Origin of the sequence: uncultured Tateyamaria sp. (assembly GCF_947488715.1) — a bacterium.
In the GTDB taxonomy this organism is placed as follows: Bacteria; Pseudomonadota; Alphaproteobacteria; order Rhodobacterales; family Rhodobacteraceae; genus Tateyamaria.
The window spans coordinates 108,823-130,216 of the sequence record NZ_CANLAG010000007.1; the positions used below are offsets into that span (position 1 = coordinate 108,823).

25 protein-coding genes are annotated in these 21,394 nt (G+C 61.6%); all 25 read left to right on the forward strand.

Going from position 1 to position 21,394, the window contains the following annotated elements:
* Window positions 1–144: 144 nt before the first annotated feature.
* The 25 genes from fabD to cysE all read left to right on the forward strand — a co-directional run bounded on the left by fabD (window position 145) and on the right by cysE (window position 21,355).
* The gene (gene fabD / locus Q0936_RS16040; RefSeq protein ID WP_299292503.1) at window positions 145–1,077 is read left to right on the forward strand and encodes an ACP S-malonyltransferase; all 933 of its coding nucleotides are present in this window, start codon (window positions 145–147) and stop codon (window positions 1,075–1,077) included.
* A complete protein-coding gene (locus tag Q0936_RS16045) occupies window positions 1,070–1,501 on the forward strand; it encodes a GyrI-like domain-containing protein (RefSeq protein WP_299292501.1) in 432 nt (143 codons plus the stop codon). The genes fabD and Q0936_RS16045 overlap by 8 nt, the downstream gene beginning before the upstream one ends.
* 83 nt (window positions 1,502–1,584) lie before the next feature.
* Window positions 1,585–2,322: a 3-oxoacyl-[acyl-carrier-protein] reductase gene (gene fabG / locus Q0936_RS16050; protein WP_299292499.1), complete on the forward strand. Its 738-nt coding sequence runs from the start codon at window positions 1,585–1,587 to the stop codon at window positions 2,320–2,322.
* A gap of 197 nt (window positions 2,323–2,519) precedes the next feature.
* Entirely contained in the window at window positions 2,520–2,753 is a 234-nt protein-coding gene (locus tag Q0936_RS16055; RefSeq protein ID WP_299144994.1) for an acyl carrier protein, read from the forward strand.
* Window positions 2,754–2,901: 148 nt separating this feature from the next.
* Window positions 2,902–3,438 carry a GNAT family N-acetyltransferase gene (locus tag Q0936_RS16060; protein WP_299298113.1) on the forward strand — a complete coding sequence of 179 codons (537 nt, stop codon included), beginning with the start codon at window positions 2,902–2,904 and terminating at the stop codon, window positions 3,436–3,438.
* A 165-nt stretch (window positions 3,439–3,603) separates the two neighbouring features.
* Window positions 3,604–4,866, forward strand: a complete 1,263-nt coding sequence (gene fabF, locus Q0936_RS16065; protein ID WP_299298111.1) for a beta-ketoacyl-ACP synthase II — start codon at window positions 3,604–3,606, stop codon at window positions 4,864–4,866.
* A complete protein-coding gene (mltG, locus tag Q0936_RS16070) occupies window positions 4,866–6,032 on the forward strand; it encodes an endolytic transglycosylase MltG (RefSeq protein ID WP_299298109.1) in 1,167 nt (388 codons plus the stop codon). Before fabF ends, mltG begins: the two co-directional genes overlap by 1 nt.
* 330 nt (window positions 6,033–6,362) lie before the next feature.
* Window positions 6,363–6,710, forward strand: a complete 348-nt coding sequence (locus Q0936_RS16075) for a hypothetical protein (protein ID WP_299298107.1) — start codon at window positions 6,363–6,365, stop codon at window positions 6,708–6,710.
* A gap of 52 nt (window positions 6,711–6,762) precedes the next feature.
* The gene (locus Q0936_RS16080) at window positions 6,763–7,989 is read left to right on the forward strand and encodes a terminase family protein (protein WP_299298117.1); all 1,227 of its coding nucleotides are present in this window, start codon (window positions 6,763–6,765) and stop codon (window positions 7,987–7,989) included.
* 167 nt (window positions 7,990–8,156) lie between these two features.
* Window positions 8,157–9,332, forward strand: a complete 1,176-nt coding sequence (locus Q0936_RS16085) for a phage portal protein (protein ID WP_299298105.1) — start codon at window positions 8,157–8,159, stop codon at window positions 9,330–9,332.
* A 4-nt stretch (window positions 9,333–9,336) separates the two neighbouring features.
* Window positions 9,337–9,561 carry a hypothetical protein gene (locus Q0936_RS16090; protein WP_299145005.1) on the forward strand — a complete coding sequence of 75 codons (225 nt, stop codon included), beginning with the start codon at window positions 9,337–9,339 and terminating at the stop codon, window positions 9,559–9,561.
* A 14-nt stretch (window positions 9,562–9,575) separates the two neighbouring features.
* Window positions 9,576–10,139, forward strand: a complete 564-nt coding sequence (locus Q0936_RS16095; protein WP_299298103.1) for an HK97 family phage prohead protease — start codon at window positions 9,576–9,578, stop codon at window positions 10,137–10,139.
* 38 nt (window positions 10,140–10,177) lie between these two features.
* A complete protein-coding gene (locus tag Q0936_RS16100) occupies window positions 10,178–11,356 on the forward strand; it encodes a phage major capsid protein (protein ID WP_299145009.1) in 1,179 nt (392 codons plus the stop codon).
* A 168-nt stretch (window positions 11,357–11,524) separates the two neighbouring features.
* Window positions 11,525–12,121 carry a head-tail connector protein gene (locus tag Q0936_RS16105; RefSeq protein WP_299298101.1) on the forward strand — a complete coding sequence of 199 codons (597 nt, stop codon included), beginning with the start codon at window positions 11,525–11,527 and terminating at the stop codon, window positions 12,119–12,121.
* Window positions 12,118–12,456: a phage head closure protein gene (locus Q0936_RS16110; RefSeq protein WP_299298099.1), complete on the forward strand. Its 339-nt coding sequence runs from the start codon at window positions 12,118–12,120 to the stop codon at window positions 12,454–12,456. Before Q0936_RS16105 ends, Q0936_RS16110 begins: the two co-directional genes overlap by 4 nt.
* On the forward strand, window positions 12,453–12,863 hold the full coding sequence (locus tag Q0936_RS16115; protein WP_299145015.1) for a DUF3168 domain-containing protein: 411 nt from the start codon (window positions 12,453–12,455) through the stop codon (window positions 12,861–12,863). The genes Q0936_RS16110 and Q0936_RS16115 overlap by 4 nt, the downstream gene beginning before the upstream one ends.
* 27 nt (window positions 12,864–12,890) lie before the next feature.
* On the forward strand, window positions 12,891–13,310 hold the full coding sequence (locus Q0936_RS16120) for a phage major tail protein, TP901-1 family (protein ID WP_299145017.1): 420 nt from the start codon (window positions 12,891–12,893) through the stop codon (window positions 13,308–13,310).
* Window positions 13,310–13,627 (forward strand): gene transfer agent family protein, encoded by a 318-nt coding sequence (locus Q0936_RS16125; protein WP_299145020.1) that lies wholly within the window; start codon window positions 13,310–13,312, stop codon window positions 13,625–13,627. Before Q0936_RS16120 ends, Q0936_RS16125 begins: the two co-directional genes overlap by 1 nt.
* A complete protein-coding gene (locus Q0936_RS16130; RefSeq protein WP_299297586.1) occupies window positions 13,624–13,842 on the forward strand; it encodes a rcc01693 family protein in 219 nt (72 codons plus the stop codon). The genes Q0936_RS16125 and Q0936_RS16130 overlap by 4 nt, the downstream gene beginning before the upstream one ends.
* Entirely contained in the window at window positions 13,839–14,501 is a 663-nt protein-coding gene (locus Q0936_RS16135; protein ID WP_299297585.1) for a phage tail tape measure protein, read from the forward strand. Before Q0936_RS16130 ends, Q0936_RS16135 begins: the two co-directional genes overlap by 4 nt.
* Window positions 14,502–14,522: 21 nt before the next feature.
* A complete protein-coding gene (locus Q0936_RS16140) occupies window positions 14,523–15,155 on the forward strand; it encodes a DUF2460 domain-containing protein (RefSeq protein WP_299297584.1) in 633 nt (210 codons plus the stop codon).
* The gene (locus Q0936_RS16145; RefSeq protein ID WP_299297583.1) at window positions 15,155–16,042 is read left to right on the forward strand and encodes a DUF2163 domain-containing protein; all 888 of its coding nucleotides are present in this window, start codon (window positions 15,155–15,157) and stop codon (window positions 16,040–16,042) included. The genes Q0936_RS16140 and Q0936_RS16145 overlap by 1 nt, the downstream gene beginning before the upstream one ends.
* Window positions 16,039–16,488: an NlpC/P60 family protein gene (locus tag Q0936_RS16150; protein WP_299297582.1), complete on the forward strand. Its 450-nt coding sequence runs from the start codon at window positions 16,039–16,041 to the stop codon at window positions 16,486–16,488. The genes Q0936_RS16145 and Q0936_RS16150 overlap by 4 nt, the downstream gene beginning before the upstream one ends.
* On the forward strand, window positions 16,488–20,423 hold the full coding sequence (locus Q0936_RS16155) for a glycoside hydrolase/phage tail family protein (protein ID WP_299297581.1): 3,936 nt from the start codon (window positions 16,488–16,490) through the stop codon (window positions 20,421–20,423). Before Q0936_RS16150 ends, Q0936_RS16155 begins: the two co-directional genes overlap by 1 nt.
* A gap of 122 nt (window positions 20,424–20,545) precedes the next feature.
* Complete coding sequence (gene cysE / locus Q0936_RS16160) at window positions 20,546–21,355, forward strand: serine O-acetyltransferase (RefSeq protein ID WP_299145034.1); 810 nt, start codon at window positions 20,546–20,548, stop codon at window positions 21,353–21,355.
* The last annotated feature ends 39 nt before the right edge of the window (window positions 21,356–21,394 follow it).

Here is a 21,394-nt window from a genome sequence, read left to right on the forward strand (position 1 = left end):
GAAACACGTCAGCCTGTAATGTTATGCGGGTGATGCTGTGGCAACCTCGAAAACCTGCACAGGTGTCGTGCGCGGCTCTCTTGTCTGGGCGGGACGCGCGCTTTACACCCGTTGCGACGAAGCAGAGCACAAAAGGGGCAGGTCATGAGCGTGGCATTCGTATTTCCGGGACAGGGTGCACAGACCATCGGCATGGGCCGGGATCTGGCACAGGCCTACCCGGCGGCGCAGGCGGTGTTTGACGAGGTGGATGAGGCGCTGGGCGAAAAGCTGAGCGCGCTGATCTGGGAGGGCGATGCCGAGACGCTGACGCTGACGCAAAACGCGCAACCGGCGCTGATGGCCACGTCGATGGCGGCGATGCGCGCGCTCGAGGCCGAGGGCATCGGCATCGACCACGCCGCATTTGTGGCGGGACATTCGCTGGGTGAATACTCTGCGCTGTGTGCCGCTGGGGCGCTCAGCATCGCGGACGCGGCACGCCTGTTACGGACGCGGGGTAAAGCCATGCAAGAGGCGGTCCCGGTGGGCGTTGGCGCGATGGCGGCACTGCTCGGGCTCGACTTTAAGGCCGTCAGCGCAGTGGCCGCCGAAGCCGCTCAGGGCGAGGTTTGTCAGGCGGCCAATGACAATGATCCCGGTCAGGTGGTTGTGTCGGGCCACAAGGGGGCCGTGGAACGCGCGGTCGAGATCGCCAAGGGCAAAGGGGCGAAACGCGCCGTCATGTTGCCCGTATCCGCACCGTTTCATTGCAGCCTGATGGAGCCCGCGGCCGCAGTGATGGCCGAGGCGCTGGCGCAAGTGGACCTGAATGCGCCCGCCGTGCCGGTTGTGCCGAATGTGCAGGCAACGGGCTGTTCCGATGCGACGGTGCTGCGCACGCTGCTGGTCGATCAGATCACCGGCTCCGTCCGCTGGCGCGAAAGTGCTGCATGGATGGCCGGGCAGGGTGTGACCGAGATTTGGGAGATTGGCGCAGGCAAGGCCCTGTCGGGCATGATGCGCCGGATCGACCGCTCCGTGGCGACGCGCGCTGTTGGTACGGCGGAGGACGTCAAGGCGGCGGCGGGTGCCTGACCGGGTCACAATTGCACCGCAGCTTTTGGGCGGGGTGGTCGAAACCATCCCGTTTGCGGATCGGTTGTCACTGATCCCGGACATCTTTGGGCAATTGGACACTGCGATTGCGCAGGCCGGATTTTTCTACGTCGGGCCGCAAACCGCGCTTTACCGTGTCGCAGGAGACCAGATGGAGGTGCGGGTCGGTGTGGCACTGGACCGCGCCCTGCCGGGGTTCGAGATGTTCGAGGCACCGGGATCGGATGCCTTGCTGCACACCCATCGCGGGGGCTTTGACCAGCTGCCGCAGATTTATCAGACGCTGGATGCCCCTGTGACCGAACAGGGCCTGCAGCGCAAAACCTGGGCGCGCGAGGTCTACCGGCAGGTGGCGCGGGATGCGACGCTCAATGTGATCGACATCTATATGGACGTCCTTTAGGGCACCCCGTGGCTTGCGCCGCCGCGCGGGCCATGGCAAGCCATGTGGCAGTCAAAAAGCAGACGCAGCAGGAGGGGACAGGCATGTTTGATCTGACAGGAAAATCGGCACTGATCACGGGGGCCTCGGGTGGCATTGGCGCAGATATCGCGCGCACTTTGCACGACGCAGGCGCCACCGTCGGGCTGAGCGGCACACGTGTGGACCCGCTGCAGGCGCTGGCCGATGAGCTGGGCGAACGCGCCCACGTCCTGCCCTGTAACCTGAGCGACGGCGACGCGGTCGACGCGCTGCCCAAACAGGCCGCCGAAGCGATGGGTGCGGTGGACGTGCTTGTCAACAATGCCGGGATCACGCGCGACAACCTCTTTATGCGCATGTCCGAAGAAGAATGGGCCTCGGTCCTGAATGTGAACCTGACCTCGACCTTCAAACTGTGCAAGGGCGTGATGCGCGGCATGATGAAGGCCCGCTGGGGCCGCATCGTCAACATCAGCTCGGTTGTGGGGGCCACGGGCAACCCTGGCCAGGCAAACTATGCCGCGTCCAAGGCGGGCATGATCGGCATGTCCAAAAGCCTCGCCTACGAAGTTGCAAGCCGCGGCATCACCGTGAACGCGGTTGCGCCCGGATTTATTGCAACGGCGATGACGGACAAGCTGACCGACGACCAAAAGACTGGAATCATGGGACAAATTCCGGCCGGACGCATGGGCGAGGCGCATGAAATCGCCGCCGCTGTGCTCTATCTGGCAAGCCCCGAAGCCGCCTATGTGACAGGCACCACCTTGCACGTGAATGGTGGCATGGCCATGTTGTAGGCTACGCTGCTGCACGAGCGACCTCTGGCCTTGCCATCTCAAGGGGATATGCTATAGGCAGCGCAGATTCCGGCGCAGGCCCCCGTTCAGGAGGCCGGTGCTTCACCGCCCCAAGGGGGCAAGACCAGAGCCCCTGAGCCATGGGGACACCACTTGGGGGCGCAGTATTTGCCCCGGCAAAGAATGAGGACAGTCATATGAGCGAAATTGCCGATCGCGTGAAAAAGATCGTTGTGGAACACTTGGGTGTGGACGAAGATAAGGTCAGCGAAAACGCTTCGTTCATCGACGACCTGGGCGCCGACAGCCTGGACACCGTTGAGCTGGTCATGGCCTTCGAAGAAGAATTCGGCATCGAAATCCCCGATGACGCGGCCGAAACCATCCAGACATTCGGCGACGCTGTGGGCTTTATCAGCAAAGCATCCTAAGCCATTCGGGCCTCTTGCCCGATGCAACGGCGTCCTTCCTCGCGGAAGGGCGCCGTTTTTGCATTCCGGGGCTCAGTCTGCTTGCCTTTGGGGGTGGCTTTGGGTGAGTGTTTGAAAAAACACCTAGGTATTCGGGCAGGACACCTTCATGAGCAGACATGTGCCGACAATTAACACGGCGCGCGTAACCTTGCGCGCGATGCGCCCCGGTGATTTCGACCGGTTCGCCGAGATTTGGGCCATGCCGGAGGTGGTGCAGTTCACCGGTGGGCAGGCCCGCAGCCGTGATGCGTGTTGGCACAATTTTCTGCGCAATGCGGGCCACTGGCAGATGACCGGCTTTGGTCAATGGGCGATCGAAGAGCACGGGTCGGGCCGTATGGTCGGGCAGGTGGGGTTCTTTTTCGGCGCGCGCGGGCTTGGCGCGGATTTCGACGCGGTGCCAGAGGCCGGATGGGTTGTGACGCCGGACGTACAGGGCCAGGGGCTTGGCCGCGAGGCGGCGCAGGCGGCGCATGACTGGTTCGACCGTGTGGTGACGGGACCGCTTGTGTGCATGATCGACCCGGCCCATGCCGTGTCGCTGCATCTCGCAGAGCGTCTGGGATACGTGTCGCTGCGGGACGCGGCGGATGCGGCGGGGCCGGTGCGGTTGATGATCCGCAAGTCGCCACCGCAGGTGTGACGCCAATGGGGGTGCTGCCAAAATGCGCGCCTGACGGCGCACGATATGTTTCAGGTTGCACGCAGGGTCACCTGTTGCACCCGGAGTGGTGGGGGCCCGAGGGGCTTGAACAGGGTCGGTGCTGCACTGTATGAGGCGGCACATTGAATGAAAGGGCATGAGCAGATGCGCAGAGTGGTTGTGACAGGTCTGGGTCTGGTGACCCCGCTCGCTGATGGGGTCGAAGCCAGCTGGAGCCGTATTCTGGATGGGCAGTCCGGTGCAGGGCCGATCACGGGGTTTGACCCCGAGGGGCTGGCCACGACATACGCTTGCGAAGTGCCTTTGGGTGACGGGACGGACGGGACGTTCAACGCGGATGCCTATATGGCGCCCAAGGATCAGCGCAAGGTAGATACCTTTATCCTGTTTGGTCTGGCGGCTGCACAGCAGGCGGTTGAGGATTCAGGTTGGATGCCTGAGGGCAATGAGGACCGTGAGCGCACCGGCGTGTTGATCGGGTCGGGCATCGGCGGTTTGAATTCCATCGCGAACACCGCCGTCATGATGGAAGAGAAGGGGCCGCGCCGCGTGTCGCCGTTCTTTGTCCCCGGCGCGTTGATCAACCTAATTTCCGGTCAGGTGAGCATCAAGTACCAGTTCAAGGGACCGAACCATTCGGTTGTCACTGCTTGTTCCACGGGGGCGCATGCCATTGGTGATGCGGCGCGTCTGATCATGTTGGGTGATGCCGACGTGATGGTGGCCGGTGGCGCTGAGGCGGCGATCTGCAAGATCGGCATTGCCGGGTTCAACGCCTGCAAGGCGCTGTCAACCAAGCGTGCTGACGATCCCGCAAAGGCGAGCCGTCCCTATGACGCGGACCGCGATGGTTTTGTCATGGGTGAGGGTGCTGGCATCGTTGTGCTGGAAGAATACGAGCACGCTGTGGCGCGTGGGGCCAAGATCTATGCCGAGGTGAAGGGGTACGGCCTGTCGGGCGACGCTTATCACATCACGGCACCGTCCGAGGATGGCGAAGGCGGTGAGCGGTCGATGCGCGCGGCTTTGCGCAATGCCGGGCTGGAGGCCACGGACATCGACTACATCAACGCGCATGGCACATCGACCATGGCAGACACCATCGAATTGGGTGCTGTTGAGCGTCTGTTGGGTGATCATGCGGCCAATGTGACCATGTCTTCGACCAAATCGGCGACGGGGCACCTGTTGGGGGCCGCGGGTGCGATTGAGGCGATATTCTCGATCCTGGCGATCCGGGATCAGGTCTGTCCGCCGACCATCAACCTGGACACGCCCGCCGTGGACACGCCGGTTGATCTGGCACCAAATGCCAAGCGTGAGCGCAAGGTCGACTATGCGCTGTCCAACAGCTTTGGCTTTGGTGGCACCAATGCCAGCGTGATTTTCGGCCGGGTTGACGGCTGATGTGGCGCTCGGTCGCGTCCAATGCTTTGACCTTTTTGATCGTGGCGCTGTTCCTCGGAGGGGCTGCTATCCTTTGGGGGCGCGGCCAGTACGAAGGCACCGGGACGTTGGACCAGGCCATTTGTCTGCAGGTTGAGCGTGGGTCCAACTTTCGCCGGGTGAGCCGTGATCTTGAGCAGGAAGGCGCGGTATCTCATGCGTGGATCTTCCGCCTTGGGGCCGACTATGCGGGCAAGACAAGCCAGTTGAAGGCGGGCAGCTATCTGCTGGAGCCTGAGACGTCCATGGAAGAGATCGTGGACGTGGTCACGCGCGGCGGAGCCAGCACCTGTGGTACAGAGGTGGTTTACCGGATTGGTGTGAACCGTGTGAGCGCGCAGGTGCGCGAGCTGGATCCGGGCACGAACCGGTTTGTGGAGCGCGTGTCGTTTCAGCCAGGCACGGATGAGACGCCTGAGATTTACACAACTGTCAGAGAGGCGCAGGACACGCGCTACCGTGTGGCAATGGCCGAGGGCGTGACCAGTTGGCAAGTTGTGAACGCGCTGCGTGCGATGGACATCCTGGAAGGTACGGTTGCCGAAGTGCCGCCCGAAGGGGCCTTGGCACCCGACAGCTATGAGGTGCGCCCCGGCGACGACCGGGCGGGTGTGCTGGCGGATATGGCAGAGCAGCAGGAGCTGTGGGTGTCCGCCGCCTGGGAGGCGCGGGACGCAAGTGTGCCGCTTGCCTCACCCGAAGAGTTGCTGACGCTGGCGTCGATCATCGAAAAGGAAACCGGGGTCGCCGAAGAGCGTCGGCAGGTGGCGAGCGTCTTTGTCAATCGTCTGAACCGGGGCATGCGTCTGCAGACGGACCCGACGGTGATCTATGGGATCACCAAGGGGCAGGGCGTGTTGGGCCGTGGTTTGCGGCGGTCCGAGCTGCGCGCGGCGACGCCATGGAACACCTATGTCATTCAGGGATTGCCACCGACACCTATTGCGAACCCCGGTCGTGCCAGCCTGATGGCGGCCGCGCAGCCGGACGAGACACCTTATGTGTTCTTTGTGGCGGACGGGACGGGCGGGCACGCCTTTGCCGAGACACTAGACGAGCACAACCGCAACGTGGCGCGTTGGCGTGAGATCGAGGCGGAACGGGCCAACCAATCTGACGACGGCTGACCCGTGCGGACGGGCGGTGCGCAGTGCATGCGCACCCTACGGGCCGCGTTATCGAGGTGTCCCCGCGGGGACACGGTAGGGTTGTGTAGCGTCTTCAGGCGGTTACGTGGAGCGTTCACCCCTTGTTAACCCTTCGGGTAGGAATTTGTTAATCTTACCGTACGGTTAGCCGATCTGGGTCGCGCGCATTTTGCTTGACTCTGCGAACGGTCACACGTATAACTTGTGACAAGCTAGAAGAAGTGGGTCAGCGGCCCCGGAGAAATCCGGAGGTCGCTTTTTCGTTTCTCTCGTGCGGAGCAATCCCAACGCATGAGAGGTTATGCACACATGACACTGAACACCCCTGCGCTTGATGATGAAGCGCGTGCCGAGGAGCTTTTGCTTTCGGTTCAGGACTCGCTCCGCGATTTGCGGAACGCGTTCAAGGCCCTCAAAGAAAGGGCTGACATGGGGGAGGACGTCAAAGGCGCTGAAATCAAGTCCAACTTTCGGGACTTGGGGACGGTGCTGGTCAATTGCCAGAAATTGGAGACGACGCTTGCAGAAGCCAGGCAAAAACGCGGGTCCGGCGGACACGGAGGGGCTGTGCTCGATCTTGACGCAGCCCGAGCTGAAGTTCGGTGCGCGCTGGGTCGCATCCGCGCCTGTTGCAGAGCAGGAAGCGTTTCTGAGTGAGTTGGGTGAGGGCGCTTTGGGCGCCCTCCCTTTTCTGTTCGAGTTTTGGGCGATGGAGCATCAGCTGCCGCCAGAGGGTGATTGGCGTTCCTGGGTGATCATGGGGGGACGTGGTGCGGGCAAGACCCGTGCAGGCGCGGAGTGGGTCCGGTCGATGGTTGAGGGGCCGTTGCCGATGGATCCCGGACGCGCGAGCCGCGTGGCTCTGGTGGGTGAGACCCATGACCAGGTGCGGGAAGTGATGATATTTGGCGAAAGCGGCATTCTGGCCTGTTCGCCCCCCGACCGCCGCCCTGAGTGGCAGGCGGGACGTAAACGTCTGGAATGGCCCAATGGTGCCGTGGCGACCGTGCATACGGCCCATGACCCTGAAGGGTTGCGGGGGCCGCAATTTGATGCGGCCTGGGTTGATGAGCTGGCCAAGTGGAAGAAGGGTCAGGAGACCTGGGACATGTTGCAGTTTGCGTTGCGGTTGGGCGATGACCCACGGGTCTGTGTGACCACCACGCCGCGCAATGTGGGGGTGCTGAAGGCGCTGTTGGAGCAGCCGTCAACCGTAACCACCCACGCGCCCACGGAGGCGAACGCGGCCAATCTGGCGGCGTCGTTTCTGGCCGAGGTGCGGGCGCGCTATGCGGGCACGCGGTTGGGACGGCAGGAGCTGGATGGGTTGCTGTTGAGCGATGCCGAGGGGGCGTTGTGGACCAGCGACATGTTGGCGGCCTGTCACAAGAAGGGATTTTTCCATTTTGACCGCATTGTCGTGGGCCTTGATCCGGCGATCACCAGCGGCAAGGCGGCGGACGAGTGCGGGATCATTGTGGTGGGGGCGCATATGCAGGGCCCGCCGCAGGAGTGGACCGCGCATGTGATTTGCGACGCCTCGGTGCAAGGCGCGCGCCCGTCTGAATGGGCGCGGGTGGCGGTGGAGGCCGTGGACACCTGGGATGCGGACCGCTTGGTGGCGGAGGTCAATCAGGGCGGTCAGATGGTGGGCGAGGTGGTCCGTCAGATCGACCCGATGGTGCCTTACAAGGCGGTGCATGCCAGCCGGGGCAAGGTGGCCCGCGCAGAGCCCATTGCCGCCCTTTATGAGCAGGGACGGGTGACACATACGCCGCACCTGACCGCGCTTGAGGATCAGATGGTGCAGATGACGCGGCGCGGGTACCTGGGTGACGGATCGCCGGACCGGGTGGATGCGTTGGTCTGGGCGTTGCACGAGTTGATGATCGAGCCCGCGCGGGAGTACCGGCGGCCCGGCGTGCGCGGGTTGTAGGCCCGTAGGCTGCGGTTTCAGAACGGCCCTTCGGGGAGAGTTTATTTGGCAAGATGATACGAGGGATCCGTCCCTTGTGGTGTGGGCAGTCCTGAAATGGGGCTGCCTTTTTCGTTGGTATGGACGGGGCCGGGCGGCCCTTGGGATCACGGATAGGAGACCCGAGAATGGTGTTTGATTTCTTTCGGAACCGGGCCGCGGTGGACGCGCCGGAGCAAAAGGCCAGTGCCACGGGGAAAGTCGTGGCCTGGCAGACAGGTGGCCGTGTGGCGTGGAGCCCGCGCGATGCGGTGTCGCTGACCCGGTCGGGGTTTTCGGGCAATCCGGTTGGGTTTCGGTCGGTCAAGTTGATCGCCGAGGCGGCGGCGGCCTTGCCGCTTGTGTTGCAGGATGTGGAGCAGCGGTTTGAGACGCATCCGCTCTTGTCGCTGATCAAGCGGCCCAATCCCGGTCAGGGGCGCGCGGAGTTGCTGGAGGCGCTTTATGCGCAGCTGTTGCTGTCGGGCAATGCCTATGTGGAGGCGGTGGCGGGTGAAAGCGGTGCGCCGCTGGAGCTGCATGTGTTGCGGTCGGATCGGATGTCGGTGGTGCCGGGGGCCGATGGGTGGCCGGTGGCCTATGAATATGCGGTGTCGGGCAAGACGCACCGGTTTGATGCCAGCGGTGCGGTGAGCCCGGTGTGCCACATCAAGAGCTTTCACCCGCAGGACGATCATTACGGGTTTTCGCCGATGCAGGCGGCGGCCATGGCGCTGGATGTGCATACGGCGGCGTCGCGTTGGTCGAAATCCCTGTTGGACAATGCAGCCCGTCCGTCGGGGGCCATTGTCTACAAGGGACAAGAGGGTCAGGGGCACCTGAGCGTGGATCAGTATGACCGTCTGGTGTCGGAGATCGAGACCAACCATTCGGGTGCGCGCAATGCGGGGCGTCCGATGTTGCTGGAGGGTGGTTTGGATTGGAAGCCTATGGGGTTCTCTCCATCCGACATGGAGTTTCAGAAAACCAAGGAGGCGGCCGCGCGCGAGATCGCCTTGGCCTTTGGGGTGCCGCCGATGCTGTTGGGGATCCAGGGCGATGCGACTTACGCCAATTATCAGGAGGCCAACCGGGCGTTTTACCGGCTGACCGTGTTGCCGCTGGCCACGCGGGTAGCGGCGGCGCTGGCCGAGTGGTTGGGCGCGCATACCGGCGAGGATGTGGTGCTGGCGCCCGATCTGGATCAAGTGCCGGCCCTGTCGGCGGAACGCGATGCGCAGTGGGCGCGGGTGGTGCAGGCCGATTTCCTGACCGAGGCCGAAAAGCGCCGGATGCTGGGGCTGCCCGCCTTGGCCGAGGAGTAGGGCCATGGATGACGGCGGTTTGGACCGGTTCGCCTGTGCGCCCGGTCTGCGGCTGGAGGCGCATGAACGCCTGACAGAGGTGCATTTCGACAACCTGGGCAAGCGGCTCGACCGGCTCGAAGAGCTGATGGAGCGGCTGGAGAAGCGGCTGTGGCTGACCGTGTACGGCGTGGTCGCCGTCATTCTGGCCACCGGGTTTCAATCAATCATGGCGGCCATTCCGCATTGAAAAGGAGACAACAGATGCAGGCAGAGACCGGTCTGGAGACAAAATTTGCGCGCTTTGGCGACGGCATCAAGGTGCAGGATGATCACGTGATCGAAGGCTATGCCAGCCTGTTTGGTGCCTGCGATCAAGGCGGGGACGTTGTGCGCGCGGGCGCTTATGCGGCGTCGCTGGGTGCGATTGCCGTCGAAGGGCGCAGCGTGAAGATGCTGTGGCAGCACGATCCGGCCTTTCCCATCGGTGTGTGGGACGAGGTCCGCGAGGATGGCCGGGGCCTGTGGGTCAAGGGCCGTTTGCTGCCGGGGGTGGCCAAGGGCCGCGAGGCGATGGACCTGATCCAGGCGGGCGCCATCGACGGGCTGTCCATCGGGTATCGTACGGTGAAAGCCACAAAGAACGACAAGGGCCAGCGGCTCTTGACTGAACTGGAGCTTTGGGAAGTGTCTTTGGTCACGTTCCCGATGCTGCCCAGTGCGCGGGTGTCGGCAAAATCGGAAGAACGCAACGCGTTTGACGATGACACGCTGCGTGACATGGCGGCGGCCCTTTGGGTTGCCCGCGAAAGCCTGGCACAGCGCTGACGCGCACGCCATTTCAACCCACCATCAAGGACATGCTTATGAGCAAGACCGAGATCAAGGCTCGGGCCGGGGAAGGTTTGTCCCCAGTCCAAGAGGTTGCCGAAGCCATGAACGGTTTCGTCAACGAATTGAAAGGCTTCAAAGCCGACGTTCAAACCAAACTTCAACAAACAGAAGAGCGACTGACCATGCTGGATCGGAAAAACATGACTGCGGCGCGCACCCCTCTGGCCGGTGCCGTCGACTTTGGGGCCCCTCATCAGAAGGCGTTCAACGCCTATCTGCGTTCGGGCGAAGATGACGGCCTGCGCGGCCTTGAGCTGGACGGCAAATCGCTGTCGACAGCGGTGAATTCGGATGGCGGTTACCTCGTCGATCCGCAGACATCGGAGAGCGTGAAATCGGTTCTGAACGCCACGGCGTCGATCCGTTCGATCGCATCCGTCGTCAATGTCGAAGCGACGTCCTATGACGTGCTGGTCGACCACGGCGATGTGGGCACCGGCTGGGCCACCGAAACGGCCAGCCTGACCGAGACGGACACGCCGTCCATCGACCGCATCACCATCCCGCTGCACGAGCTGTCGGCCCTGCCCAAGGCATCGCAGCGCCTGCTGGATGACGCGGCGTTTGACATCGAAGCGTGGCTGGCCGGTCGCATCGCGGACAAGTTTGCACGCGCCGAGGCGGCATCTTTCGTGTCCGGCGACGGCATCGACAAGCCCAAGGGTTTCCTGACGCACACATCGGTCGACAATGACGTTTGGGCCTGGGGCAACCTCGGCTATGTGCCTACGGGTGTGGACGGTGACGTGACCGCCGAGGCGATCATCGACGTGGTTTACGCGCTGGGTGCCGAATACCGTGCCAACGCGACCTTCGTGATGAACTCCAAGACCGCTGGCATCGTGCGCAAGCTGAAGGACAATGACGGCCGTTTCCTGTGGACCGACGGTCTGGCTGCCGGTCAGCCTGCGGTTCTGATGGGTTATCCCGTGCTGATCGCCGAAGACATGCCCGACGCCGCAACCGGTGCCGATGCCATTGCCTTTGGAGATTTCGCCGCCGGCTACACCGTGGCCGAGCGTCCCGATCTGCGTGTTCTGCGTGATCCCTTCAGCGCCAAGCCGCACGTCCTGTTCTATGCGACCAAGCGCGTGGGCGGTGACGTGAGCGACTTTGCCGCGATCAAGCTGCTGAAATTCGCGACCGCCTAACGGGTGGGAGTGGATGGCCGGGGGTGGGCGATGGCCTGCCCCTGGTTACCGGGTGCGCGCTGGATGTGCGCCGTGTTGTCTAGCTGCTCCCCTCCGTCCGAGCAATGCGGACTGGCGCGCGCCCGGACTTGATTGGGGTGAGGGGCAGAATTCGTGTGGAGATGTTCCATGATGTTGATCGAAGAGACCACAGTGCCTGATGGGGCGTTGCCGGTCGAAGAATTCAAGGCGCATCTGCGTCTGGGCAGCGGTTTTGGCCATGACAGCGTGCAAGACGCTGTTTTGACGAGCTTTCTGCGGGCGGCGGTTGCTGCCATCGAGGCGCGCACGGGCAAGGCACTGTTTGAGCGCGCGTTTTCGCTGACGGTGTCGGAATGGGCCGTGGCGGATGCACAGGCGTTGCCGGTTGCACCGGTGTCGGCGGTGACAGGTGTGACGCTGATTGACCGGTCAGGCGGCACCACGCCGGTGGGCAACGATGCCTTTTGGTTGGAGCGCGACACACATCGGCCGCGTGTGCGCGCCGTTGCAGCTTGTTTGCCGGTTGTACCAACGGCGGGCAGCGTGTCGGTGGCGTTTACCGCCGGGTTCGGCGCGGTTTGGTCGGATGTGCCTGCGGATCTGGCGCAGGCGGTCATGCTGCTGGCGGCGCATTATTACGAGTACCGGGATGAAACGAGCCTGAGCGAGGGCTGTATGCCGTTTGGTGTGACCAGCCTGATCGAGCGGTACAAGCCCCTGCGCCTGGGCGGGCGCACAACATGAGCGCGCCGCGTCTCAATCGCCGTTTGACGCTGGAAAGTCCGGGTCGTGTGTCTGATGGCGCCGGTGGTTTTGTCGAAACCTGGACACCTTTGGGTGTGGTCTGGGCAGAGCTGACGGCGCGCACGGGCCGGGCGCTTCAGGTGGCGGCGGCACCGGTGTCGATGGTGCCCTATCAGATTGTGGTGCGCGGCGCGCCGAGTGGTCATCCCGAGCGCCCCGTCCCTGAACAGCGGTTTCGCGACGGGGGGCGTGTGTTTCACATCCGCTCTGTGGCCGAGCGGGACCCCGAAGGCCGCCATCTGGTGTGCATGGCAGACGAAGAGGTGGTGGCATGAGTTACGCAGTTTCCGCCGCGTTGCAGTCGGCCGTCTTTGCCGCTGTCAGTGCAGACCCGGATGTGGGTGAGGCCGTGGGGGGCGCGGTTTATGACGCGCTGCCCAGCGGTGCCTTGCCCAGTCTTTATGTCAGTCTTGGGCCTGAAACGGTCCGCGCGGAGAGCGACAAGACAGGCACAGGTGCCGCGCATCGGTTCGTGATTTCGGTCGTCACTGACGTGCCCGGGTTTTACGCCGCAAAGGTGGCTGCGGGTGCCGTGTGTGACGTGTTGCACGATGCCGAGATGGCGTTGAGCCGGGGGCGCCTGGTGTCCATGAAATTTGACCGCGCGCGTGCGGTGATGATCGACAAGGGCGCTGGCCGCCGCATCGATCTGACATTTCGCGCGCGTGTCGAAGACGACTAACCCTTTTGCTTCAAACGGAGAAAACCCATGGGTGCTCAGAACGGAAAAGACCTTTTGATCAAGGTCGACATGACATCGGACGGGCAGTTCGAGACCATTGCGGGCCTGCGGGCCACGCGCGTCAGTTTTAACGCGGAAACCGTCGATGTGACCAGCCTGGAGAGCCAGGGCGGGTGGCGCGAATTGTTGGCGGGCGCTGGTGTGCGGTCGGCCAACATCTCGGGATCGGGTGTGTTCAAGGACGAAGGCACGGACGAGCGTGCGCGCCAGATCTTCTTTGACGGTGAAACACCTGCTTTTCAGGTGATCGTGCCTGACTTTGGCATCATCGAGGGGCCGTTTCAGGTGACCTCGCTCGAGTACAGCGGCAACCACAACGGTGAGGCCACGTACGAGTTGTCGCTGTCGTCGGCGGGCGCGCTGACCTTTACGGCGCTTGTTGCCTGATGAGCAATCCGTGGAGGGGTGAGGTGACGTTGGTCATCGACGGACAGGCGTGCGTGATGCGCCTGACCCTTGGTGCGTTGGCGGGGCTGGAAGACGCCCTGGCAGAGCCGTCGTTGATCGCTTTGGTGGAGCGGTTCGAGCAGAGCCGTTTTTCCAGTGGTGACGTCCTGGCCTTGCTCAAGGCGGGACTGCGCGGTGGCAATTGTCCGGTGGCACCTGACGCGCTGGATCATGCGGAAATCGAGGGTGGTCCGATGGCTGCGGCGCGGGCTGCGGCTGAGTTGATCGCCCGTGCCTTTGTGGTGCCGGGCGCATGAGTGACGGACTGGACTGGCCCGCGTTGATGCGGGCCGGGATGCAGGGCTTGCGCCTGACGCCGGATGCGTTCTGGGCGCTGACCCCTGCGGAACTGCAAGTGATGCTGGGTGATCCGGGCAAGTCCGCGCCGTTGTTGAGCAACGGGTTGGAGGCGCTGATGGCTGCCTGGCCGGACAAGGCGCCCGATGCGGCACCTGAAGGGAGCGCGACATGAGCGACTACAAAGACGAGATCGAGGGGTTGGACGAGCACACGGATGGCTTGCGCCAGACCCTGGATGCGACATCCATCATGGTCACCAGTTTCGACAGTGAGTTGCGGCGGATGCGCGAGAGCCTGGCCGCAACGGGCAAGGATGTGGCGACCCTGGAGAAAGGGTTGTCGCGGGGTTTGCGCTCGGCCTTTGACGGTTTGGTGTTCGACGGTATGACCCTGTCGGATGCGTTGGAAACCGTCGCCAATTCGATGATCAACGCCACGTATAATGCCGCCATCAAGCCCGTCACAGATCATGTGGGCGGGCTGTTGGCGAGCGGTGTTGGTGGGTTGGTACAGGGCATTCTGCCTTTTGCCGACGGCGCGCCGTTCAGTCAGGGGCGTGTCATGCCCTTTGCCAGTGGCGGTATCGTCAGTCAGGCCACACCCTTTGGCATGCGGGGCGGTATGGGCGTCATGGGCGAGGCCGGGCCGGAGGCGATCATGCCGCTGGCGCGCGGGCCGGATGGCAAGTTGGGTGTGCGCGGTGGCGGGTCTGCGGGTCCGTCGATCGTGATGAACATCACCACGCCCGATGTGCAGGGATTTGCACGATCCCAGAACCAGATTGCCGCACAGATGAACCGGGCCCTCGGGCGGGCCAATCGTAACCGATAGAACTTGAGGGGAGCTAAAGAGATGCAATTTCATGAGGTTCGCTTTCCCGCGTCGCTGAGCTTTGGTTCAGTTGGCGGGCCAGAACGCCGTACTGAGGTGGTCACGCTGGCCAACGGGTACGAAGAGCGCAACACACCCTGGGCGCATTCGCGCCGCCGCTATGACGCGGGGCTTGGGCTGCGGTCGTTGGATGACATCGAAACGCTGATTTCCTTTTTCGAGGCCCGAATGGGTCAGATGTACGGGTTTCGGTGGAAGGACTGGTCGGACTTCAAGTCTTCGGCAGCCAGCGCCGAGCCTGCCTTCAATGATCAGACCATTGCCCGTGGCAACGCGGTGCAGGATGCTTTTCCTTTGCTCAAGGTCTACCGGTCCGGCGACAACAGCTATGCGCGTCCGATCAGCAAACCCGTGCTGGGTTCGGTGCGAATTGGTCTGGGTCGGGATGAGATGAAGGAAGGCGTGGATTATGAGGTGGATGTGTCCACCGGTATCGTCACGTTTCAGCATGCCCCCGAAGAAGACGTCGAGATCACGGCGGGATTTGAGTTTGACGTGCCTGTGCGGTTTGGCACCGACCAGATCCAGACGTCGGTATCGAGTTTTCAGGCGGGCAGCGTACCGAATGTGCCGATCATCGAGGTACGTGTGTGATGAGCGGGCAAAGTGAAGCGTTTCTGGCGCATGCCGCCGAGGGTTTGACGACGTTGTGCCGGGCCTGGGCCATTTCGCGCACCGATGGCGTGACGTTTGGGTTTACCGACCACGACCGGACACTGGCCTTTGACGGGATTTCATTCTCGGCTGAGACGGGTCTGTCCGCATCTGCGTTGGCGCAAAGCACCGGGTTGAGTGTTGACAATACCGAAGCCTTGGGTGCGCTGACGGATGCGGCCATTCGCGAGGATGAGATCGAGGCCGGTCGATTTGACGGGGCAGAGGTGCGCGCGTGGTTGGTGAACTGGGCGGATCCGGATGTGCGGTGGCTGCAGTTTCGCGGCACGATTGGTGAGCTGCGCCGTGCAGGCGGAGCGTTTCACGCCGAATTGCGTGGCTTGACCGAAGCGTTGAACCGTCCACTTGGGCGTATTTACCAAAAGCCATGTACCGCCGTTCTGGGTGACGGTCAGTGCCGGTTCGATTTGTCCGAGCCCGGCTACCGCCATGACGGGCCTGCGGATCGGATCACTGATGGGCGGGTGTTTGAGTGGGATATGTTGGCGGGCTTTGAGCCCGGCTGGTTCCAGCGCGGGCGTCTCGATGTGTTGGAAGGCGATGCCGCCGGGTTGTGGGGTATGGTCAAGCATGACGTCTTTGACGGGACAGTGCGCCGGATCGAGTTGTGGGAACCCATTCGTGGTCCAATTGCATCCGGCGATCAACTGCGCCTGACAGCGGGGTGTGACAAGCGGTTCGAAACGTGCCGTTTGAAGTTCAACAACCTGCTCAATTTCCAAGGATTTCCTGATCTGCCCAGCGATGATTGGGTGATGGCCTATCCCAAGAGCAGTGGTTCCAATTCCGGGGGGAGCCTGCGGTGAGCACGACATCTGAACAGATCGTACATCATGCGCGCCAGTGGATCGGGACGCCTTACGTCCATCAAATGGCCACGAAGTCGGCGGGTTGTGATTGTCTGGGGTTGGTGCGCGGGATTTGGCGCGACGTGATCGGGACCGAACCCGAACGCCCCCCCGCCTATACCATGGACTGGTCCGAGCCGCAGGGCGAGGAGTGGCTGTGGCAGGCCGCTTTGCGCCATTTGCGGGCCAAGCCGCTTGAAGCCGCACGGCAGGGTGACGTCATCTTGTTCCGTATGCGCGCCGGGTCTGTTGCAAAGCATCTGGGCGTACAGACCGAGATCGGTGGGGCACCTGCGTTTGTGCATGCCTATAGCGGCCATGGGGTTGTCGAAAGCCCGCTGAGCAGCCCTTGGGCACGACGTATTGTTGCCCGATTTGAATTTCCGAATGAGGAGGCCGTCTGATGGCGACTGTTGTACTTTCTGCTGCTGGTGCGGCTGTTGGCGGGTCTCTGGGAGGCACCTTTGCCGGTCTTTCTTCGGTGGCCATCGGGCGGGCCGTGGGTGCAACCCTGGGCCGGGTGATTGACCAACGTGTCATGGGGCAGGGGTCGGACATTGTCGAACACGGCAAGGTGGATCGGTTTCGTCTGACCAATTCCGGTGAGGGTGCTGCGATTTCGCAGCTCTATGGGCGTATGCGCATGGGTGGGCAGGTCATTTGGGCGTCTGATTTCATTGAAACGGTCAACGTGACACCGGGATCTGGCAAAGGGGCGGGGCCATCTACGCCTGCCACGAAGGAATACAGCTATTCGGTCCACTTGGCGCTGGCGGTATGCGAGGGCGAGGTCACCCGCATAGGCCGTGTCTGGGCGGACGGCGAAGAAGTGGCTGTGAACGATTTGAACATGCGGTTCTATTCGGGTGCGGAGGACCAACTGCCCGACCCATTGATCGAGGCGATTGAAGGGGCGGGGCAGGTGCCTGCCTATCGCGGTACGGCCTATGTGGTCTTGGAAAACCTTGCCTTGGGGCCTTTTGGTAACCGTGTGCCGCAGTTTTCATTCGAGGTCATTCGCCCGGAACAACCCGGCGAGGACGGCGCAGACGAAGAGATGACGCATGCCATTCGCGGTGTTGCGCTGATGCCGGGGACGGGTGAATACGCGCTGGCCACGACGCCGGTGAACTATCTGGACAGCAATATGGGCCGTTGGAGCGCCAACGTGAACACGCCGGCGGGTCGGTCGGACTTTTCAGAGTCTTTGGATGCGCTGACTGAGGAATTGCCCAATTGCGAGGCGACTTCTCTGATCGTGTCCTGGTTTGGCAACGATCTGCGGTGTGGCAGTTGCGAGTTGAAACCGAAGGTCGAACGCAAAGACATCGATGGCGAAAATATGCCTTGGGGTGTGTCGCATACTGCGCGGCACTGGGTCGAAGAAGTTCCCCGCGTTGATGATCGCCCGATCTATGGCGGGACACCCGCGGACACGGCCGTTGTGGAAGCGATCCAAGCGCTGAACGCTGCAGGACAGAACGTGATGTTCTACCCCTTTATCCTGATGGATCAACTGGACGATAACACGCTGCCCAATCCCTATGATCCAAGCGGCACGCAGCCGCATCTGCCTTGGCGGGGTCGGATCACATTGTCCACTGCGCCGGGCGTCGAAGGTTCCCCGGACGGGACGCTGGCGGCGGAAGCGGAAGTGGACGCATTTTTTGGCACGGTCAAAGCAGTGCATTTTGGCACTGGGCCGACCTTTACCTATTCCGGTCCGCCGGATGAGTGGTCGTTGTCACGGTTCATTGTGCACTATGCTGCCCTGTGTGCCTACGCGGGTGGCGTGGAGTCATTCTGTATCGGGTCAGAGTTGCGCGGATTGACCCAAATTCGCGGTGCGAACAACAAGTTTGTCGTTGTTCAAAAACTGCGTGCGCTGGCGGCAGAAGTGCGTGCGTTGCTGGGACCGGATACCAAGATCAGCTATGCGGCAGACTGGACCGAGTACTTTGGCTATCAGCCACAGGACGGTAGCGGCGATCGGTTTTTTCACCTCGATCCGCTTTGGGCAGATGACAATATCGACTTCATCGGCATCGACAACTACATGCCCCTGTCCGATTGGCGCGAGGGCCGTGCGCATCTGGATGCGCAGGAGTGGCCGAGCATTTACGATCTGGACTACCTGAAAGCGAATGTTGCAGGCGGAGAGGGGTTTGACTGGTTCTACCATTCGCCCGAGGCAGATGCGGCCCAGATACGCACGCCAATTGAGGATGGTGCCAACGGCGAGCCATGGGTGTGGCGGTACAAGGACATTCGGAACTGGTGGCAAAACGCGCATCACGAGCGCGTAGGTGGCGTGCGTTCTGATCAGCCAACGGCATGGGAGCCGGGTTCCAAGCCGATCTGGTTTACCGAGCTCGGCTGTGCCGCGGTCGATAAAGGAACCAACCAGCCGAACAAGTTTCTCGATCAGAAGTCGTCTGAAAGCAGCCTGCCGAAATATTCGAACGGTGCGCGCGATGACCTGATCCAGAAGCAATATCTTCGGGCTATGCACAGTTACTGGGGTGACGTTTCGAACAACCCGATTTCCCAGGAATACGGAGCGGCCATGGTGGATATGAGCCGTGCATTTGTTTGGGCCTGGGATGCGCGGCCTTATCCGTTTTTCCCCAATTCACTCAGCACGTGGTCGGATGGTGTGAACTATCCGCGCGGCCATTGGATCAATGGGCGCACGTCGGCACGCACGCTTGCGTCGGTCGTTGGTGAAATCTGTGAGCGCGCTGGGCTGACAGACTATGACACCAGCCAGTTGCATGGGCATGTGCGTGGGTATCTGGTGGAAGAGGTTTCGGATGCGCGTTCGGCATTGCAACCCTTGATGTTGCGCTATGCGTTTGATGCGATTGAACGGGACGGTGTGCTGCGGTTTGTCATGAGAGACGGGCAGGATCCGGTTGTGTTGAATCCCGAAACGCTGGCCTTGAATGCAGATTTGGATGGCACGACGGAACAGTCACGGGAGTCTGATGCTGATTTGGCGGGGCGTGTGCGGTTGAGATTTGTGCAAACGGATGGCAATTTTGACGTCTTGTCTGAAGAAGCGATCTTGGCTGACGACGCGACGCATTCGGTGTCGACCTCGGATTTGCCGATGGCGCTGACACGGCCCGAAGGACGGCAAATTGCTGAGCGTTGGCTGACAGAGGCGCGGGTGTCGCGCGAAACAGTACGTCTGGCCTTGCCGCCGTCGATGATCGGCGTCGGGGCGGGGGATGTGATCGAATTGTCGCCCGAGCAATCAGAGGGTGCATCGCGCTACCGCGTGGACCGGGTAGAACAGGGCGAAATGCAGCTGCTTGAAGCGGTGCGGATTGAACCGGAGGTCTATACTCCTTCGGAGCTGGCGGATGACTTGGCGGCCGTCCGGGAGTTCGTGCCACCTGTTCCACTGACGACAACCTTTCTGGATTTGCCGTTGCTTTCCGGATCCGAAGTTGAACATGCGCCTTATATTGCGGTTACTGGCTCGCCTTGGCCGGGCAGCGTTGCAGTTTACCAGTCGGCAACAGACACTGACTTTGTCTTGAATACACTAGTGGCAGCTCGGTCAGGCATAGGTTTTACGCGCAACGCTCTTGGGCCTGCTCCATCGGGCATCGTGGATCATGGTGAAGCGTTGGAAGTTGGGTTTGCAAACGGAACGCCGTCCTCGATTTCCGATGCGGCACTGTTGAATGGTGGGAATTTGATCGCCATTGGCGACGGGACACCGAATAATTGGGAACTGTTGCAGTTTCGGGACGCCACGCTGATCGCGCCCGGTCGTTATCTGCTGAGCCATCGTCTGCGTGGACAGTTTGGATCCGAACGCACAGACGGAGAGGCTTGGCCTGTTGGGTCCTGGTGTGTTTTGTTCAACGGCATACCAAAACAGATTGAACTGGCACCGAACCTGAGGCGCATTGCGCAGACCTATCGTGTCGGACCAGCACAACGAAGTGTGGACGATCCTTCCTATTCCGAGGCGGTTCATGCATTTGATGGCAATGGTTTGCGTCCCTACAGACCCAGCCACTTTAATGCGACGCGTGTGGGTATGGATTTCCACTTCACGTGGATCCGCCGCACACGTGTGGACGGAGACGATTGGGAACTGCCCGAAGTGCCGATCGGTGAAGAAAGCGAAGTGTACACGTTGCGGGTGATGCGCAGCGGCGAAGTGGTGCGCGAGCTTGCTTTGTCTTCACCCTCTTGGACATATCCGTCGTCCTTGCAAATCGCGGACGGTTTGGTCGGTTCTATGTTCAATGTGCAGGTTGCGCAAAATTCGGCCCGGTTCGGGGCTGGGCCATTTGCTGACCTTACGTTGGTCGCGTGACATGAGAAACGGGGCGAAGCGTGATCAAGACGAATGATCGCGTTTCGAGATTGGATACATCACGGGTTTGCGTTTGGAGATTAGCGCCTATGTAGAGTATGGAAGGCGCGAGAGGATGAACCATGGCAAACCTAGGCACAAACATCTCTGCAATTGACCCGGTTTGGGATCAGATCACCGAGGAAGCGCGACAAGCTGTGACAGATGAGCCGCTGATTGGTGGTTTTGTTCACGCGTGTATTCTGCACCACAAGTCGATCGAAAAGGCGCTGTCCTACCGTATCGCTGCAAAGTTGGCATCGAATGAAATGTCGATGGTGGTCGTACGTGAGATTGTGGAAGAGGCGTACCAGAAGTCTCCTGACTTGGTGGCTGCGTCACGTGCGGATTTGGTTGCCGTTTATGAGCGCGATCCGGCGTGCCACCGCCTCGTTCAGCCGATCCTTTACTTCAAAGGATATCAGGCCGTTCAAGCGTACCGGGTTGGACACTTCCTATGGACCGAAGGTCACTATGATCTGGCGTACTTCTTTCAGATGCGCGTGTCTGAAATTTTTGGTGTCGATATTCATCCGGCGGCACGCATTGGCCGTGGGATCATGATCGACCACGCCCATTCGATTGTGATTGGCGAGACTGCAGTCGTTGGTGACAACGTTTCGATGCTGCATTCGGTAACGCTTGGCGGTACGGGCAAAGAAGAGGAAGATCGGCATCCCAAGATTGGGAACGGCGTTTTGATTGGGGCAGGTGCCAAAGTGCTCGGCAACATTCGAATTGGGAATTGCAGTCGGATTGCTGCGGGATCTGTCGTTTTGGAAGAGGTCCCTGAGTGCAAGACGGTTGCGGGCATTCCAGCGCGCATCGTTGGCGAAGCAGGTTGTGATCAACCTTCGGTTTCGATGAACCATATGCTTGGCAAAGATCACTGACCACGCTAGGTCGGCAAATAGAAAAGGGGGCAGCGGTAG